This window comes from Burkholderia latens (assembly GCF_902499045.1).
Lineage (GTDB): Bacteria > Pseudomonadota > Gammaproteobacteria > Burkholderiales > Burkholderiaceae > Burkholderia > Burkholderia latens.
On the sequence record NZ_CABVPL010000011.1, the window covers coordinates 94,764 to 111,461 of the forward strand.

A 16,698-nucleotide genomic window follows, 5' to 3' on the forward strand; every position below is an offset into this window, starting at 1 on the left:
AAAAACGCCGGCGGACGGCCGGCGACAGGCATAAAGACGCGATTTTATCGCGCCCGGACAGTCAGACAGACAAAAAGCGGCCGCATGCCGCTGGCATGCGCCGCTTTTCGGGGATGGCGCGACGAATCGTTCGACCGCCGCGCCGGTGGCGGCCCGCAGGCCGCCCAGGTTCAGAACGGCAGCTTGACGTCCGGCTTCGCGGCCGTCAGCACACGGCGGAAATCGGCCTGGATACGCTCGAGGCCTGCCTGCGTCTCCGATTCGAAACGCAGGACGACCACCGGCGTCGTGTTCGACGAACGCGCGAGGCCGAAGCCGTCCGGGTATTCGACGCGCAGCCCGTCGATCGTCACGACTTCGTCGGCGCCGTCGAACTTCGCTTCCTTCTGCAGCTTGTCGATCAGTTGGAAGTTCTCGCCTTCCTCGAGCTTGAGCTGCAGCTCCGGCGTGCTCATCGCATCCGGCAGCGCATTGAGCACCGCGCTCGGGTCGGCCGTCTTCGCGAGAATCTCCAGCAGGCGCGCGCCCGTGTACAGACCATCGTCGAAGCCGTACCAGCGATCCTTGAAGAACACGTGGCCGCTCATCTCGCCCGCGAGCGGTGCGCCCGTCTCGCGCAGCTTCGCCTTCACGAGCGAATGGCCCGTCTTCCACATCAGCGGCTCGCCGCCCTTCTCCTTCACCCACTGTGCGAGATGGCGCGTGCACTTCACGTCGTAGATGATCTGCGCGCCCGGGTTGCGCGACAGCACTTCTTCCGCGAACAGCATCAGCTGACGGTCCGGATAGATGATCTGGCCGTCCTTCGTGACGACGCCGAGGCGGTCGCCGTCGCCGTCGAACGCGAAGCCGAGTTCGGCATCGGTGTCCTTCAACGCCTGGATCACATCCTGCAGGTTTTCCGGATGGGCGGGATCGGGGTGGTGGTTCGGGAACGTGCCGTCGATGTCGGTGAAGCGCTCGACGAGCTCGCAGCCGAGCGCCTTGAACAGGCGCGTCGCGAGCGGGCCCGCGACGCCGTTGCCGGCATCCACCACGATCTTCAGCGGGCGCGCGAGCTTCACGTCGCCGGCGATGCGCGCAATGTACTGGTCCGCGACGTCGAACTGCTCGAACGAGCCGCTGCCCGTTTCATAGCGCTCGTCGACGATGCGGCGGTACAGCGCCTGGATCTGCTCGCCGTAGATCGCCGCGCCGCGCAGCACCATCTTGAAACCGTTGTAGTCCGGCGGGTTGTGGCTGCCCGTGACGACGATGCACGAATCGACGCGACGCTCGCCGCCCTTCAGCGCAAGCGGCACGCTCGCCGCGAAATAGCCGACCGGCGTGGGCACCATGCCGACGTCGACGACGTCGACCCCTGCCGCACGCAGGCCGTCGGCGAGGGCGCCGACGAGCTCGGGCCCCGACAGGCGCCCGTCGCGCGCGACGACGACCGCATCGCCGCCCTGCGCGCGCACTTCGCTGCCGAATGCGCGGCCGATCGCGCGCGCCGTGTCGGCGTCGAGCGTCTTGCCGATCACACCGCGAATGTCATATGCCTTGAAGATGGATTGGGAGATCATCGGTTCTCTCTCGGTTCGTGCATGGAAAATAATCTGGCCGCCTTTCGCGCATGCCCGGCATCATACATGCGGCTTCGCGCCATCAGGAACGGGACGGCTGGAGCGCCCCCGATCCCACTTATAATCGCGGGTTTTGATGACGCGGATTCCGTCCATTTTAATGCCTAGCCGTTCCGCCGCCGCCCACCTGCCGCCTCCCGGCGCCCTGCCGGCCGCCTCGCGTGCGTGCGGCTGCCCCGCATGCTGAAGCGATTCGGCAACCCGGACGTCGCGAAGGCCGTCGCGAACCTCGTCTGGCTGGGGCTCGAACGGCTCACGCAGATCGGCGTCGCGATCGCGGTCAGCGGCCTTCTGGCCCGATATTTCGGGCCGGACGTGTTCGGCAAATGGCAGTATGCGAATACGCTTCTCCTCGTACTGGCGCCGCTCACCTGGGTGTGCGGCGCCGAAATCCTGGTTCCGACCATCGTCCAGCGTCCGCCCGCGCAACTCGGCGCGGTGCTCGGCAGCGCGTTCGCGCTGCGCATCGGCGTGTCCGCCGCCGCGCTCGTCGCGACGTGGATCGCGATCGCGGCCGGCGCGTTCGATCCGCTCGTCGGCGCGATGCTCGCGGGCCTCGCGGTCACGATGGTGTTTCGCGAGCCGTTCGTCGGCGTGATCAACGCGTGGCTGCAGAGCATGACCTACAGCAAGCCGCAGCTCGTGACCAGCATGTTCACCGCGCTGGTCAAGGCGCTGCTCGTCTGGCTGCTGGTGCGCGCGGCCGCCGGCCCGGCGCGCTTCGCATGGCTGTGGGCGCTGGAGGCCGCGGCGATCGGCTTCGCGCTGCTGCTCTACTACCGCCATCGTAACGGCGGCACGCTCGGCTGGACGTTCGACAAGCCGCTGTTCAGGCACTTCGCGACCGCCGGCACCGTGTTCTGGCTCGGCCTGATCTGCATGTACCTGTTTCTGAAGCTCGACCGCCTGATGCTCGAGCGTCACGTGTCGTTCGCCGACCTCGGCCGCTACGCGGCGGCCCAGCAGCTCAACGAGAACTGGATCACGCTCGCGCTGATGCTCGCGCAGACCATCGCCCCCGCGTTCGTGTACCGCGTGCAGGACGTCGCGCGGCTGCGCCGCAACATCGTCCGGCTGATCGCGATGACGGCCGGCGTGATGACGGCCGGCGCGCTCGTGCTGGACGCGGCCGCGCCGCTCATCGTCGGCAAGGTGTTCGGCCGCGGCTACGAGGCGTCGGTCGACATCTTCCGCTGGGCCGTCTGGCTGTCCGTGCCGGCCGGCATCGAGGCGATAGGCAATCTTATCGTTCTCAAATATCAAGCAAAATTCGTGTTGCTGGCGAAATGGGTGCTCGCGCTCGCGATCGCCGCGCTCGTCAACGTGTTCGCGATCCCGCAGCTCGGCCTGTACGGCGCGCTCGTCGGGCTCGCGGCCGGCTATGTGGCCGCCGCCGCCGTTAATTTTTATTACATTCGTTTCAAGCTGCGCCCATGACGTCTTCCGCTTGCCCGCCCGTGCTCGACGACGTGGCCGTGCTGATGCCTGCCTACAACGGCCACGACGACGTCGTGCGCACCCTCGCGTCGTTTCGCGAGGACGCGCCGGTGCACGTGCTGATCGTCGACGACGGCAGCACGCCGCCGATCGTCGCGCCCGACCTGCCCGGCCTCGCGATCGAGGTGCTGCGCATGCCGAAGAACGGCGGTATCGAGCGCGCGCTCGAGGCCGGCATCGATGCGCTCGCCGCGCGCGGCTTCCGCTATGCGGCGCGGATCGACGCCGGCGATCTCGCCGTGCCGCAGCGTCTCGCGAAGGAGCGAGCGTATCTCGACGCGCACCCGCGCGTGGCCTGCGTCGGCATGTGGACCCAGGTCGTGTCGCGCGCCGGCGAGCCGCGCTTCATGCTGACGCCGCCGGCCGATCCGCGCACGCTGCGCCGCACGCGCTTCCTGCGCTCGCCGCTCGTGCATCCGTCGGTGATGCTGCGCATCGACGCCGTGCGCGAAGTCGGCAATTACCGCGCGAAATACCGTGCGGCCGAGGATCTCGATCTTTTTTTACGGTTAATGGAACGCTACGATTGCGCGAACCTGCCCGAGCTCGGCCTCTACTACGAGCTCAACGAGGGCGGGATCAGCGCGACCAAGCGCCGCCGCCAGCTGATGTCGACGCTGTCGCTGCTGCTGCGTCACTTCAACGTGCTGAACCCGTACGACTGGGCCGGCCTCGCCAAGAACCTGCTGCATTTCGTGATGCCGTACCGTACGCTGCAGCGGATCAAGCAGACGCTGTTCGCAGCGCGGCCGTCCGCGTAGTCCGCATCCGGCATTTTCGGCGCTTTATTTTTTTCTTTTTTTCATGTCCGCTAACTCCTCGCTGCGCATCGCGCTCGTCTGCAACACGGCCTGGGCGATCTACACGTACCGCCACGGACTGATCCGTGCGCTCGTCGCGCGCGGCGCCGAGGTCGTCGTGATCGCGCCGCACGACCGCACCGTGCCGCTGCTCGAGCAGATGGGTTGCCGCTACGTCGCGCTCGCCGTCGCGTCGAAAGGCACGAGCCCGCGCGAGGATCTCGGCACGCTCGCCGCGCTCGTGCGTCACTACCGCGCGCTGAAGCCCGATCTCGTGTTCCATTACACGATCAAGCCGAACATCTACGGCTCGATCGCCGCGTGGCTCGCGCGCGTGCCGTCGATCGCGGTCACGACCGGGCTCGGCTACGTGTTCATCCAGAAAAGCCGCGCGGCCAGCGTCGCGAAACGCCTGTACCGGTTCGCGTTCCGATTCCCGCGTGAAGTGTGGTTCCTGAACCGCGACGATCTCGCGACCTTCACCGACGAGCAGTTGCTCGCGCATCCCGAGCGCGCGCGGCTGCTGCACGGCGAAGGCGTCGATCTCGAGCAGTTCGCGCCGGTGCCGCTGCCGGCCGGACACGGCCCGGTGTTCATCCTGATCGGCCGGCTGCTGTGGGACAAGGGCGTGCGCGAGTACGTCGAGGCCGCGCGCACCGTGCGCGCCCGTTATCCGGACGCGCGCTTCCAGCTGCTCGGGCCGCTCGGTGTCGACAACCCGAGCGCGATCGGCCGCGCGGACGTCGATGCGTGGGTCGGCGAAGGCGTCGTCGAGTATCTCGGCGAGGCGCACGACGTGCGCCCGCACATCGCGGCGGCCGACTGCGTCGTGCTGCCATCGTACCGCGAGGGCGTGCCGCGCACGCTGATGGAAGCGTCCGCGATGGGCAGGCCGATCGTCGCGACCGACGTGCCGGGCTGCCGCGACGTCGTCGCCGACAGCGAAACCGGCTTCCTGTGCCGCGTGCGCGACAGCGCGAGCCTCGCGGAGCAGCTGATCCGCATGATCGAGCTGGGAACCGCCGGACGCGACGCGATGGGTGCGCGCGGGCGCCGCAAGGTGGCCGCGGAATTCGACGAGCAGCAGGTCGTCGAACGCTACCGGCAGACCATTCATACATTGACCGGCATCACCCTCTGAAGGAGCACATCAGAATGACCGCTAAAGGCACCATCCTCGTGACCGGCGGTGCGGGCTACATCGGCTCGCACACCGCCGTCGAGCTGCTCGACAACGGCTACGATGTCGTGATCGTCGACAACCTCGTCAACAGCAAGGCCGAAGCCGTTCGCCGGATCGAGCGCATCACCGGCAAGACGCCGGCATTCCATCAGATCGACGTGTGTGACGAAGCCGCGCTCGCGAAGGTGTTCGATGCGCATCCGATCACCGGCACGATCCATTTCGCGGCACTCAAGGCCGTCGGCGAATCGGTCGCGAAGCCGCTCGAGTACTACCAGAACAACCTCGGCGGCCTGCTGTCCGTGCTCAAGATCATGCGCGAGCGCAACGTGCGGCAGTTCGTGTTCAGTTCGTCGGCGACCGTGTACGGCGTGCCGGAGCGCTCGCCGATCGACGAATCGTTCCCGCTGTCCGCGACCAACCCGTACGGCCAGTCGAAGCTGATCGCCGAGCAGATCCTGCGCGATCTCGAGGTATCGGATCCGTCGTGGCGCATCGCGACGCTGCGCTACTTCAACCCGGTGGGCGCGCATGCGAGCGGGCTGATCGGCGAGGATCCGGCCGGCATCCCGAACAACCTGATGCCGTACGTCGCGCAGGTCGCGGTCGGCAAGCTCGAGAAGCTGCGCGTGTTCGGCTCCGACTACCCGACGCCCGACGGCACCGGCGTGCGCGACTACATCCACGTGGTCGATCTCGCGAAGGGGCACATCGCCGCGCTCGACGCGCTCGCGAAGCGCGATGCGAGCTTCGTCGTGAACCTCGGCACGGGCCAGGGCTACAGCGTGCTCGAAGTCGTGCGCGCGTTCGAGAAGGCGTCGGGCCGGCCCGTGCCGTACGAACTCGTCGCGCGCCGCCCGGGCGACATCGCCGAGTGCTATGCGAATCCGCAGGCCGCCGCCGAGATCATCGGCTGGCGCGCGACGCTCGGGATCGAAGAGATGTGTGCCGACCACTGGAGATGGCAGGAGGGGAACCCGCGCGGTTTTGTATAATCCGCTGTCCATTTTTCGAGCGATCCCATGCTCAGCTTCGCGTCCGGCTTCATCGTCTCCCTGCTCGTCACCTTGTTCATCGTGCGCTATGCGCATCTGCACGAGAAATTCTCGGTCGACAGCGACCTCGCCGGCGTGCAGAAATTCCATGTGCGGCCGGTACCGCGCGTCGGGGGCATCGGGATCCTCGCCGGAGTCGTCATTGCCGCGTTGATTTTGTCCCGGCGCTACCCGACGATCGCCGGCAGCATACTGGGAATCGCCGCATGCGGGCTGCCGGCGTTCCTGTCCGGGCTCGTCGAAGACCTGACCAAGCGCGTATCGCCGCGCGCGCGGCTGCTGTGCACGATGGGCGCGGCCGCGCTCGCGTTCTGGCTGCTGGGTATCGCGGTCAAGCGCATCAGCGTGCCGCCGCTCGATTTCCTGCTCGGCTACGTGGCCATTTCGGCATTCATCACGGTGCTCGCGGTCGCGGCGCTCGCCAACGCGATCAACATCATCGACGGCTTCAACGGGCTCGCGTCGATGGTCAGTTTCATGATGTTCGCGTCGCTCGCGTATGTGGCCTTCCACGTGGGCGACCCGGTCGTGATGTCCGCGTCGATCATCATGATGGGCGCCGTGCTCGGTTTTTTCCTGTGGAATTTTCCGGCCGGGCTGATCTTTCTCGGCGACGGCGGCGCGTATTTCATCGGCTTCATGCTCGCCGAGCTCGCGATCATGCTCGTGATGCGCAATCGCGAAGTGTCGGCGTGGTATCCGGTGCTGCTGTTCATGTATCCGATCTTCGAGACGTGCTTCTCGATCTACCGGAAGAAGTTCATCCGCGGGATGTCGCCGGGGATTCCGGACGGTGTGCATCTGCACATGCTGGTGTACAAGCGGCTGATGCGCTGGGCTGTCGGAACGAAGCATGCGCATGATCTGACGCGGCGCAATTCGCTCACGTCACCGTATCTGTGGCTGCTGTGCCTGGTCGCGGTGATTCCGGCGACGCTGTTCTGGCGGCATACCGTGCATCTGTTCGTGTTCGTCGTGCTGTTCGCGCTGACTTATGTGTGGCTTTATCTCAGCATCGTCAGGTTCAGGGTGCCGCGGTGGATGGTGGTGAGGAAGGAAAGGCGTGGGCATTGACGGGTGCGACGGGCAGCCGGTGTGCTGCCGGTTGTACGGCTCGTCGTTGCCGACGAGCCGTGACCTCTCAACCTTGATTCGACGAGCGGAATACTAGATCCCGGCGGTATTCGAGCTCCAGCGCGGCAGCTGCGAATAGATCACGACGTTACCGTCGTCCTGAACGTAAGTGGCCGCGCCGGGATAGCCGTTGGTGCCGGAATACCAGAGCGGGACGCCCGACGGGCTGTACACGACCAGATTGCCATCCGCTTGCATCGCCGCGAATGCGCCCGGATGACTATAGGTACCCGAGCTCCACTGCGCAACGCCCTGGCGAAGCAGCACCAGATTTCCGTCCCCCTGCATCAACAAAACGTTCGCGCCGTTTCCGGAGGTAAAACTCTGACCGCTACCGAGTATGACGCCGCCCTTCCAGACCGCCGGACCGCTCGAGGAATTTGTATATACGCTAGCGGCGGTCGATGTGGCGAATACCGGGACGGACGATGCGTAGACCACCATGTTGCCATCGTCCTGCACGGCCAGATACTGGCCGAAAGACGAGTTGCTGGTCCCCGAGTTCCACAGCGCGTTGCCGCTGGGGCCGTACACCACGAAATTGCCATCGGTCTGGAAGACTGCATACGCGCCGGCATTTCCTGACGTGCCGGAATTCCACACGGGGACACCGTTCGTCGTGTTGTAAAGCACGAGGTTGCCGTCATTCTGCATGGCCAGCTCATGGCTTTTGGAACCCGAATACACGATTTGCCCGGGCCTGAGTGTCGTCCCTGCGTTGATCACCCCACCGTAGATCGGAGCCGTCGGTCCGCATATCGCAGAATACAGAACGCTGATGTTCGGTGTGCCCCAGCCGGTCACGAAGTCCCATCCAGCACCGGCACTGTATGCGCCGTTCGATCCATTGGTGATATCGCGAAAGGCCGACGGAACCGTGGCTTGAGCGCTGTACAGCATGGGCGCCGCGAAACCGGGATTCGTCGCGCAAGCACCGGATATCATGCGGGCCCAGGTCGCGGCAAACAGCGGTGCAGACAGGCTCGTACCGCCCACGAGCTCAAGTTGTCCACCAACGACGACGACTGCGCCGCTGTTCGGATCAGCGTCGAATGCGATGTCGGGCATACCGCGGAAAGCGCGCCCCCTGAGCGCCGGAACGTTCGACTGCCACGACGGAATCGGCTCGATACCACTGATGCCGCCGCCGCTGCCGTCCCAGGCCGTCTCGCCCGCGTAGCTGCCGTTCCCGTTCGTATAGAGCGTCGTACCGCCCACTGCCACTACATATGGGGATGTCGCGGGATATTGCACCGACGTGCCCGTGCAGCCGTATGCCACGCTACCTGAATCTCCGGAACTGACCGAGAATGTCTGCCCTTGTGCGACGGCGAGCTGGAATAGCGTGTCCATGGACGCCGTCGGCGCCCAGTTCTCGCAACCGCCGATCGACATGTTGATAACCCGGGCGGTGTTGTCGCTCACGGCACGGTTGATTGCAACGGCGATATCGCTCCAGGCAAACGATCGTGCAACATAGAAATTGAGCTGCTTGAGACCGCCGGACATCCCGACGATTGTCTGGCTATCGAGTGACCATTCGAGATTCGCACTGGTGTCCGAGCTTGACGACCCGGCATGGATCACCGAAACCGGCACTGCAGGCAGCTGGTTGTTGCTTTCAAACGTCGCCAAGTCGATGACGGGTTGCGTCACGTCACCCACTGCAATGATGCCAACCGTGGTGTTGGCGGCGGTCGGGGTGCTGCCGACGGAATAGATGGCGGGGAATTGCGTCGGACCGTGCCCGACCGTGACCGCGGAGGTGGTCGGCGACGCATTTGCCGTCGGCGCGACTGCAGTACGGGAGGCACGCACGAAATTCGGACGCAGGCGCGTTGCGGTATCGAGTCCGAGAACGCCCTGAACGATCCCGCGGATCGCATCGGGGACCGTCTCCGGGGCGGTGTTGATATGCGTGCTGGTGCCATCCGCCATCGCGACCGGTACGAGCGTGGTCTGGAATACACCGGATACCACGCCGGCCGGGGCATCGGCTTCAACGATCACGTTGTTGTCGGCGGCCTTGATATTCGTGAAGCCCTTACCTGCCAAATAGGTCTTCACAGCGGCAACCTGGCCGGCGGTGGGTGCGTACTGCGCGGCAATCTGCGCTGAGGTCAGCACAGCGCCGAAGTTGGGGCTGCCGGGCGTTCGCGCGTCCTGCACGAAGCGATTCAGCCCTGCCTCGTCGTTCAGCTTGAGCACGAGCGCGACATGGACCGGCGCCGTTGCGCTCATCGGCGCCGCGCTCACGGCGTTGCCCGTGGCTCGCAAAGCCGACAGTTTGCCGGCCTGCGCCGTAGTCGTTACGGTCGCCGTCGGACTTTCGTCGCCGCCACACCCCGATAGCACGAGCACCATGAGTGCCGCGCTCATTCCCCTTGCAATATGTTCCGCTTTCATCGGATTGGTATCGAACGTATAGCTCGTATCTGGCTTTTCACCTTTGTTATTTACGGCAATCGCACGGCTACCTTGAGGGAAACATAGGAAAGAATTGGCGTGCAGTCAAATGACCAGAGGCGGTCGCCATGGGGGGAGACGAACAAAACGATCCGTGCGTCGATATGAACGATGGGGCCGCGTGTATCTCGCCGTCGATATGCGATCACGAAGCGAGCAAGCACCGACCTTCATACGACTCGTGATATGTCGCGTGTAGCCAGACCGAATGGCAAACCTCTGCGCGATTCCTGAGGCGAGGTGGTGGCGCGGGAGGACATCTGATTACGTTCCTGCACTTTTCTGCGTTCACGTGGGCAAGGTCGAAGTTCGATAGTGTGACTCGGATTACCGAGGAGGGCCATGCGCAAACCCCGGCCCATGGACTCAGCGCGTGTGTCCTGCGCGATCCCGCGGCATACGCGTCAGGTCAAAATACGGATATCGCGCCCCCTCAGCATAACGAAACGTCACGAACGCATTCCGGTACCCCTACGACGTTCAAGCGCCTCTCTCAGTACCGCGAGCTGATCATAGTCCAGGCCATGAATGAACCGGCCTGTCCTTTGCCCGTCCTCGACGATCTCGTCCCTGACCCAAAGCGAATACAGTGCGGGATCCGCCCCCCGCTCTCGCAATGCCCGCTCGAGATCCTGAGCCCGATAGCCTACACGCCAGCGAATATCATCGCCTGCTTTCCAACGAAACTGGACCGGCTTGATCGATGCGAATGCGTCCAGCAATACGTCGTCAATTTCTCGAAAATCGGTCTTGTATACCTCATCGGAATTATTGATTACTCCGTTGGCCACATAAACCGATAACCATGGATTTTTTTGACTGCCGCAATTGTAGGCGCCACCGATCGCCGGGTAGAGATGTCCGTCATGATCGAGCACAAGACGATCAATCATTGCACCTGCACGAAATCCAGAAAAAACCAGATCAGATGCCTCATTGCCAGCTGTACCGCTTACCAATCTCGCCTGAACGCTCGCATAAATACCGGTATATGTCGAGTACGGCCCGCTCCATTGGTACGCAGGTCCAACGCCGGGAGCAACGCCAGCTTGGCTGACGATATTGAAATCAGATAAGACTTGGCTCGGATTCGCCGAACCAGCTCCGCCATAAAAAGTCGGCGCAACGACACTGACAATCTTTTTGATCGCATCCGACGAAAAATCCCATGGAGTTCCCACGCCATTATTGAAATAGGGCGTACTTAGCGAACTCCCTTGCAGCGTCCCCGCTCCAAATGCAACCCCAACGGAGCCACTATGGAAACTGTCGTTCACAGACCGCAACTGACCGGAGCTCACACTAATACATGGGCCAATGCAGTTGTAGTTTCCATTGACGGACCTGACCTCCGGCCAGTTCGCTCCAGCCCCCCCAATCGGGGCGATATTAATAGCAACAGCCGTCTGATAACTGTTGACCATACACCCTTCCATATGGGTATATGTGCTGGCGCCTATGATATTGAACGCCGTTTGCATACCGACATTGGGCCCATCGGCCTGACAGGCGAGGAATTCGATATTTGCGGTTGAGGAACACTGGTAAGCGACCCCATATCCATACGAAAAACAGCTCACCAGTTGAGTCCAGTCATCTACATTCTCAAGAGAAAATGCGACGCCCGCACGCGACAGGTTAGCACCTGACACACCGGAAGCATGAACGGTCAGGAACGGCCAACAGTGCACGCTATAGAGCCGGCACAAGTCGTACGCACCGTTGATGTACACACCGTACTTGCTATCGATGCGCACGTTGCTCATGTAAAAGCGACCTTGCGTATTACTCTGATTTGCCAGGACGTTGATCGCTTGGCCATGGCCGAGCAGCATCGTATTCGTGATAGAACAACCCGCGTCGGCCACCGAGACGCCGACCCCGGCCATCTGGCCGACCACCACCGTCGCCTGCGTATCATTCGTTACTGGCAGCGATAGTCCATCACGAATGATCAGCAGCTTGTCCAATGACGCGCCCCGAGCCAGGTTGATGACTCCATTCGACCGAAGCCTTATTTGCGAGCCCCATGCGTAATAATTCTGAGCGCTACCACTGAGCGTCTGCTCCGGGTTCTGCAATTCTCCCGCGAGACAACAATTTTGTGGAACATTGATAGTTGAGACGTTGTAGATCCTGGCAGCGACCGCTGTCCCTCCGGATAACCCGAACGAAGCCAGACAACGATTTATTGCGTCCGTGTCGTCCGCGGCTCCATCACCCTTTGCTCCGAATTGCTCAACAGCGACGAATCCACCGATGATTTGCAATTTCCATCGAGCTCCATCGTTCGCAACGATAACAGTCCCCCCATTATCGGACGAAGTGGTATCAGTGGCATCGTAGTGATATAGACCACCACCCCCATCCAGCACCGAGTAGTACCCTTGAACACAGACACTCCCGAACTGGGTATGGTCGATGTTCCGAAGTGCAGATAAATTGGGCACAGCGACGACATTAATTGTCATAACTCGATCCCCACCGGGTTGATATCCATTTCATTTAATCACAAACCCTTGGCAGCGAACAAATTTTTTCAATACCTAGCTATTACCCACCCCCTCTCGACCCATTAGCACAATTTTTCGATTTCTATTGAAGATGCCTCCCCGCCCCTCAAATAGTCCCACCGCTAAATCGTGAAGTGCATCGTATTCCACGGGGCACCACAAATAAAAAAGCGCCTCGAGGGCGCTTTTTTATTTGCGGCGCGCGTCCGACACGCCACGCTGCAGTGATTCTCATTTGTTCGACGCGGCCCGTACGTCCGGCACACTCTGCAGCACAGGTACAGCCGTCGACTGGTATTCCGGCACCCAGCGCCGCAGATCGCGTCGGACTTCGTCGTCGCTGAGCACACGATTCTGCATTAGCCACGGCAGCAATTCGTCGAGCAAGTGATCGGGCACTTCGCGCGCACGCGCGATCCGCAGCTTCGGGTGCGGCGTGCGTGTTGTTGTCTCGTCGTCGGCGAGCAGTTCCTCGTAGAGCTTTTCGCCAGGCCGCAACCCCGTGAACTCGATCCGGATCTGCCCCTCCGAGAAACCGTACAGACGAATCAGGTCGCGCGCGAGATCGACGATCTTGACCGGCTCGCCCATATCGAGAATGAAGATCTCGCCACCGTGCCCCATGCTCGACGCTTACAGCACGAGTTGCGACGCTTCCGGAATTGTCATGAAGAAGCGCGTGATCTCGGGATGCGTGACCGTCACCGGGCCGCCCTTCGCGATCTGCTGCTGAAACTTCGGAATCACGCTGCCGGCACTGCCGAGCACGTTACCGAAGCGCACCGTCTCGAACTGCGTGCCGTTGCTCGTCTGCTGCAATGCCTGACAGGCCATCTCGGCGAGCCGTTTGCTCGCGCCCATCACGTTGGTCGGATTGACGGCCTTATCGGTCGAAATCAGCACGAAATGGCGGACGCCGTGGCGAATCGCCGCGCGCGCGACACGATATGTACCGAGCACGTTGTTGCGGAGCGCCTGCCATGCATTGTGCTCCTCCATCAACGGCACGTGCTTGTATGCGGCCGCATGGAACACAATGTGCGGCGCATAGCGCGACATCACCTGGTCGAGCAGCAGTGAATCCTTCGCGTCGCCAATGAGAGGCACCACGGGCTGGTCGGGGAAACGCTCACGCAACTCCTCGGCGAGCCGGTACATCGCGTATTCGGAGAGGTCGAACGCGACCAGTTGCGCCGGTTTGAAACGGAGGATTTGCCGGCACAGCTCGGAACCGATCGAACCGCCCGCCCCTGTTACCATCACGACGCGGCCGCGCAGCAGCGCCTCGACGTGCGGTGTATCGATCGTCACCGCATCGCGCCCCAACAAGTCTTCGAGGTCGATGCTCCGCACCTGCGACAGGAACCCCTGCCCCGGCATCAACGCGGTCAGTGATGGCAGCACCATCGCCTTGATGCCAGCGCGCACGCAGAGCGTCGCGACACGGCGCTGCGTTTCGACCGATGCCGACGGAATCGCGATGATCGCGTATTCGACCTTCATCGCATCGGTCCAGTGCTTCAGGTCGTTGAACGAGCCGAGCACCTTGTAGCCGTAAATCTCGCGCCCATGTTTGGTGACGTCGTCGTCGAGCAAGCCGACGAGGCGCCATTCGCCCGAACGCGACAACTCGCGAGCGAGACTGGCACCCGCCGTGCCTGCCCCGAGAACCAGCACGGGCTTGCCTTGGCCGACGAGGCCGCCGTACAGGTAGAACTCCTTCGTCGCCCGGTAGAGCGCGCGGGCACCGCCCATCAGCAGGAACAGCATCAGCGGCGATACGAGCAGCACCGAACGCGGAATGATCGGCGATGGCTGGAACATCACGGCCCCGATCATCACAATCACGCCGCCGCCAGCCACCGCCTTCGAGATCCGCATCAGGTCTGGAAGACTTGCGAACACCCACAGGCCGCGGTACAGGCCGAACACATGGAACATCAGCGCGTAGACTGGCAACGTCCAGATGAGAGCGGTCATCGCGCCGCTCAGAAAATCTGACGGAACACTACCGTTGAAACGAACGAGATAGGCGAACAACCACGAGGCGACAACCGCCGTCAGGTCGAACAGGAAAGCACTCAGCGAAAGCCACGAGGCTTTGGATCGCAACATCGGCAGGAAACCTCAAGAGTTGTTTTCGGTGGCCGACTGAAACCGGCGCCAGCGCACGTCGATTCCCAGTCCGATACATGCGAGAACGCCATACCATGCGAAAAACAACAGCCATTGCTGCTGTTCAGGGCGGCCCTTTGCCCACACGGCGACGATTATGCCGCCGAGCATGATGAGGTACCAATAAAACGCGGTCCGTCGGTGACCCACTCCGGAGCGGACCATCCTCTGATAATAGTGCTCCCGGTGCGCTTGCCAGAACTTTTCGCCGCGTAACAAACGTCGCAAAAGTGTTACAGATGCGTCTGCGATAAAGGGCGCAAACACGAGCGCTGGGAACCAGATCGGCCACGCATCTGCACGCCACCCCCAGTAACCGGCCGCCCCGGCCAGGAACCCCAGCGGAATCGAGCCTGCGTCGCCGAGAAACAGGCGCGCCGGATGAAAGTTGAGCAACAGGAAGCCAAACGCCGCACCGGCCACGGCCGCGCCGGCCACGACGAGATCGGGCGACGGGTTCGCTCCGGTCAGCGCCGCGATTGCGTACGCACCGAAGCCAAATAGCGCCATGCCGCCCGCAAGGCCGTCGGCACCATCCATGAAGTTGTACAGGTTCGTCAGCCACACCATCACGAATCCCACACCGACGAGCAGCCACCATGGCGCATCGGCTGGATAGATGACGATCAGTGCAACCACTGCCACGAGGTGAGCGGAGAACCGCACACGGGCCGGCAGCCCGCGCCGGTCGTCGATCTGCGACATCGCGGCCAGTCCCGCGGCGGCGGCGGCAATCACCCACAACGCTGGCGCAAGTGCGAGCAGCGCGACAACGCAAACCGGCACGACGCCCCAACCGCCAACGCGCGGCGTCGGCAGCGTATGGAGCGAACGGTCGTTCGGTATATCGGTAGCAAGGCGCCACGCAAGGCCGGTCGCCAGCAGTATACGCAGGATCGCCGTGGACGCGATGGCGGCGGCCAGCGCCACCACGACCGCGGAAGACCATGTGGTGATCGGGAAATGCATGTCAACTATTGTTGTTGTGTATCGCGCGAACGATACCATGCGGCTGTCGCTTCGAGGCCCTGTCGGGTCGTATAGGGCGGATGCCAGCCGAGCACGGACCTGATCCGGCCGGTGTCGAGTTGCAGGCTGCCGGTGAGACGATCGACGACCGCACGGCGGCCAGTCAACGTCCCGATCGCACGCAGCAGCATCGGCGGCACCGCGATCAGCCGTGTCGGCTTGCCGAGCGCGTCGCCGATGAGACGCAGCAGCCCCGCAACCGACGGCGCATCGTCGTCAGCGACATGAAAGCACTCGCCTGCCGCGCGGGGATCGGTCGCACAATGCAGCAGCGCATCCGCGAGGTTTTCGACGTAGACGAGGCTGCGGCGCGCCGAGACGGCACCGAGCGGCAACGGTATCCCTCGCGCGACCGCGTCCATCATCCTCAGGAAGTTGGCGCGGACCGCCGGGCCATACACGAGCGGGGGACGAACGACGACGATATCCAGCCCCGCCGACGCGCCGAACTGAGCGAGTTCTCGCTCCGCCTGCAGCTTCGAGCGACCGTATGCATCCTGGGGACGGGGTTCGAATGCTTCCGACAGCGGCACACCGTCATCGCCTTCGCCGATCGCCTTGACGCTGCTTGCGAACACGATACGGCGGACGCCGTGTCTGCGCGCTGCGTCGGCGAGACGCATGGTGCCGGCGACATTGGTCGCATTGAACGCGGCGTCGGGATCGGGCGACTCGTCGCGCATCACATGCACGCGGGCGGCGAGATGAACCACGCAATCGGCGGCCAGCTCGCGCGGCCATACCTCGTCCAGGCCATCGAAATCGGTGGCGCCGTGCACCCATTCACGCACACCGTCGACGCAGCCGCCCCGTCGTCGCACCAGTGCGGTAACGGTATGCCCGGCCTGCAGCGCGCGACGGCAAAACGCTCGGCCGACGAAACCGTTCGCGCCGGTGACGACGAGATGGCTCATTGCGCTCTCCGGTCTTGTCGGTCGACGATTCGGCGAGACGGTGCGCGCGCGCCCGTCGCGCAGGCGCACAGCGTGGGCCGACGCACACCGGACCGCGACCGGCACTTGAGTACGGAAAGGAGGGTAGACACGAACACTTCAGGATCTCGGAAACGGAAAGCACGTCGGTCACCGGCACCGGTTTCAATCAGCGCTACGCGACACGCATCCAGCGGCGCATCAAAGCGTGCATTGCCGGATGCAACCAGATGGAAAGACAAGATGATGTTCGGGTTCCGAATCGGATGAAAGCGCCGGAGACCATTGG

At 63.1% G+C, this 16,698-nt stretch carries 10 protein-coding genes and 1 pseudogene; 5 read left to right on the top strand and 6 right to left on the bottom strand.

Features of this window, described 5'->3' with window-relative positions:
* Positions 1-170 precede the first annotated feature (170 nt).
* Positions 171-1,565 carry a phosphomannomutase/phosphoglucomutase gene (locus BSE24067_RS11015; protein WP_151063286.1) on the bottom strand — a complete coding sequence of 465 codons (1,395 nt, stop codon included), beginning with the start codon at positions 1,563-1,565 and terminating at the stop codon, positions 171-173.
* A gap of 240 nt (positions 1,566-1,805) precedes the next feature.
* On the opposite strand from BSE24067_RS11015, the gene BSE24067_RS11020 reads away from it, so the two are divergent.
* The 5 genes from BSE24067_RS11020 to BSE24067_RS11040 are packed head-to-tail and all read left to right on the top strand — an operon-like array spanning position 1,806 to position 7,234.
* The gene (locus BSE24067_RS11020) at positions 1,806-3,062 is read left to right on the top strand and encodes a lipopolysaccharide biosynthesis protein (protein ID WP_151063285.1); all 1,257 of its coding nucleotides are present in this window, start codon (positions 1,806-1,808) and stop codon (positions 3,060-3,062) included.
* Positions 3,059-3,883, top strand: a complete 825-nt coding sequence (locus BSE24067_RS11025; RefSeq protein WP_151063284.1) for a glycosyltransferase — start codon at positions 3,059-3,061, stop codon at positions 3,881-3,883. The genes BSE24067_RS11020 and BSE24067_RS11025 overlap by 4 nt, the downstream gene beginning before the upstream one ends.
* 43 nt (positions 3,884-3,926) lie before the next feature.
* Entirely contained in the window at positions 3,927-5,063 is a 1,137-nt protein-coding gene (locus tag BSE24067_RS11030) for a glycosyltransferase family 4 protein (protein WP_151063283.1), read from the top strand.
* A gap of 14 nt (positions 5,064-5,077) precedes the next feature.
* Entirely contained in the window at positions 5,078-6,100 is a 1,023-nt protein-coding gene (gene galE / locus BSE24067_RS11035; RefSeq protein WP_151063282.1) for a UDP-glucose 4-epimerase GalE, read from the top strand.
* Between the two features lie 27 nt (positions 6,101-6,127).
* Positions 6,128-7,234 carry an MraY family glycosyltransferase gene (locus tag BSE24067_RS11040; protein WP_151063281.1) on the top strand — a complete coding sequence of 369 codons (1,107 nt, stop codon included), beginning with the start codon at positions 6,128-6,130 and terminating at the stop codon, positions 7,232-7,234.
* Positions 7,235-7,327: 93 nt separating this feature from the next.
* On the opposite strand, the gene BSE24067_RS11045 is transcribed toward BSE24067_RS11040, so the two are convergent.
* From BSE24067_RS11045 to BSE24067_RS11065, 5 genes and pseudogenes are all read right to left on the bottom strand, one after another.
* Complete coding sequence (locus BSE24067_RS11045; protein WP_151063280.1) at positions 7,328-9,700, bottom strand: protease pro-enzyme activation domain-containing protein; 2,373 nt, start codon at positions 9,698-9,700, stop codon at positions 7,328-7,330.
* Positions 9,701-10,209: 509 nt separating this feature from the next.
* On the bottom strand, positions 10,210-12,231 hold the full coding sequence (locus tag BSE24067_RS11050) for a tail fiber domain-containing protein (protein WP_151063279.1): 2,022 nt from the start codon (positions 12,229-12,231) through the stop codon (positions 10,210-10,212).
* A 273-nt stretch (positions 12,232-12,504) separates the two neighbouring features.
* Positions 12,505-14,388, bottom strand: a pseudogene (locus BSE24067_RS11055) (polysaccharide biosynthesis protein).
* Positions 14,389-14,400: 12 nt separating this feature from the next.
* Positions 14,401-15,417 (bottom strand): MraY family glycosyltransferase, encoded by a 1,017-nt coding sequence (locus tag BSE24067_RS11060; RefSeq protein WP_244130430.1) that lies wholly within the window; start codon positions 15,415-15,417, stop codon positions 14,401-14,403.
* 5 nt (positions 15,418-15,422) lie between these two features.
* On the bottom strand, positions 15,423-16,391 hold the full coding sequence (locus BSE24067_RS11065) for a UDP-glucose 4-epimerase family protein (protein ID WP_151063277.1): 969 nt from the start codon (positions 16,389-16,391) through the stop codon (positions 15,423-15,425).
* Positions 16,392-16,698: the final 307 nt, after the last annotated feature.

Excerpts from the sequence above, each read along its gene's own strand:
- BSE24067_RS11015 (WP_151063286.1), bottom strand. The coding sequence starts at position 1,565 with ATGATCTCCCAATCCATCTTCAAGGCATATGACATTCGCGGTGTGATC.
- BSE24067_RS11020 (WP_151063285.1), top strand. The coding sequence starts at position 1,806 with ATGCTGAAGCGATTCGGCAACCCGGACGTCGCGAAGGCCGTCGCGAAC.
- BSE24067_RS11025 (WP_151063284.1), top strand. The coding sequence starts at position 3,059 with ATGACGTCTTCCGCTTGCCCGCCCGTGCTCGACGACGTGGCCGTGCTG.
- BSE24067_RS11030 (WP_151063283.1), top strand. The coding sequence starts at position 3,927 with ATGTCCGCTAACTCCTCGCTGCGCATCGCGCTCGTCTGCAACACGGCC.
- galE (WP_151063282.1), top strand. The coding sequence starts at position 5,078 with ATGACCGCTAAAGGCACCATCCTCGTGACCGGCGGTGCGGGCTACATC.
- BSE24067_RS11040 (WP_151063281.1), top strand. The coding sequence starts at position 6,128 with ATGCTCAGCTTCGCGTCCGGCTTCATCGTCTCCCTGCTCGTCACCTTG.
- BSE24067_RS11045 (WP_151063280.1), bottom strand. The coding sequence starts at position 9,700 with ATGAAAGCGGAACATATTGCAAGGGGAATGAGCGCGGCACTCATGGTG.
- BSE24067_RS11050 (WP_151063279.1), bottom strand. The coding sequence starts at position 12,231 with ATGACAATTAATGTCGTCGCTGTGCCCAATTTATCTGCACTTCGGAAC.
- BSE24067_RS11060 (WP_244130430.1), bottom strand. The coding sequence starts at position 15,417 with ATGCATTTCCCGATCACCACATGGTCTTCCGCGGTCGTGGTGGCGCTG.
- BSE24067_RS11065 (WP_151063277.1), bottom strand. The coding sequence starts at position 16,391 with ATGAGCCATCTCGTCGTCACCGGCGCGAACGGTTTCGTCGGCCGAGCG.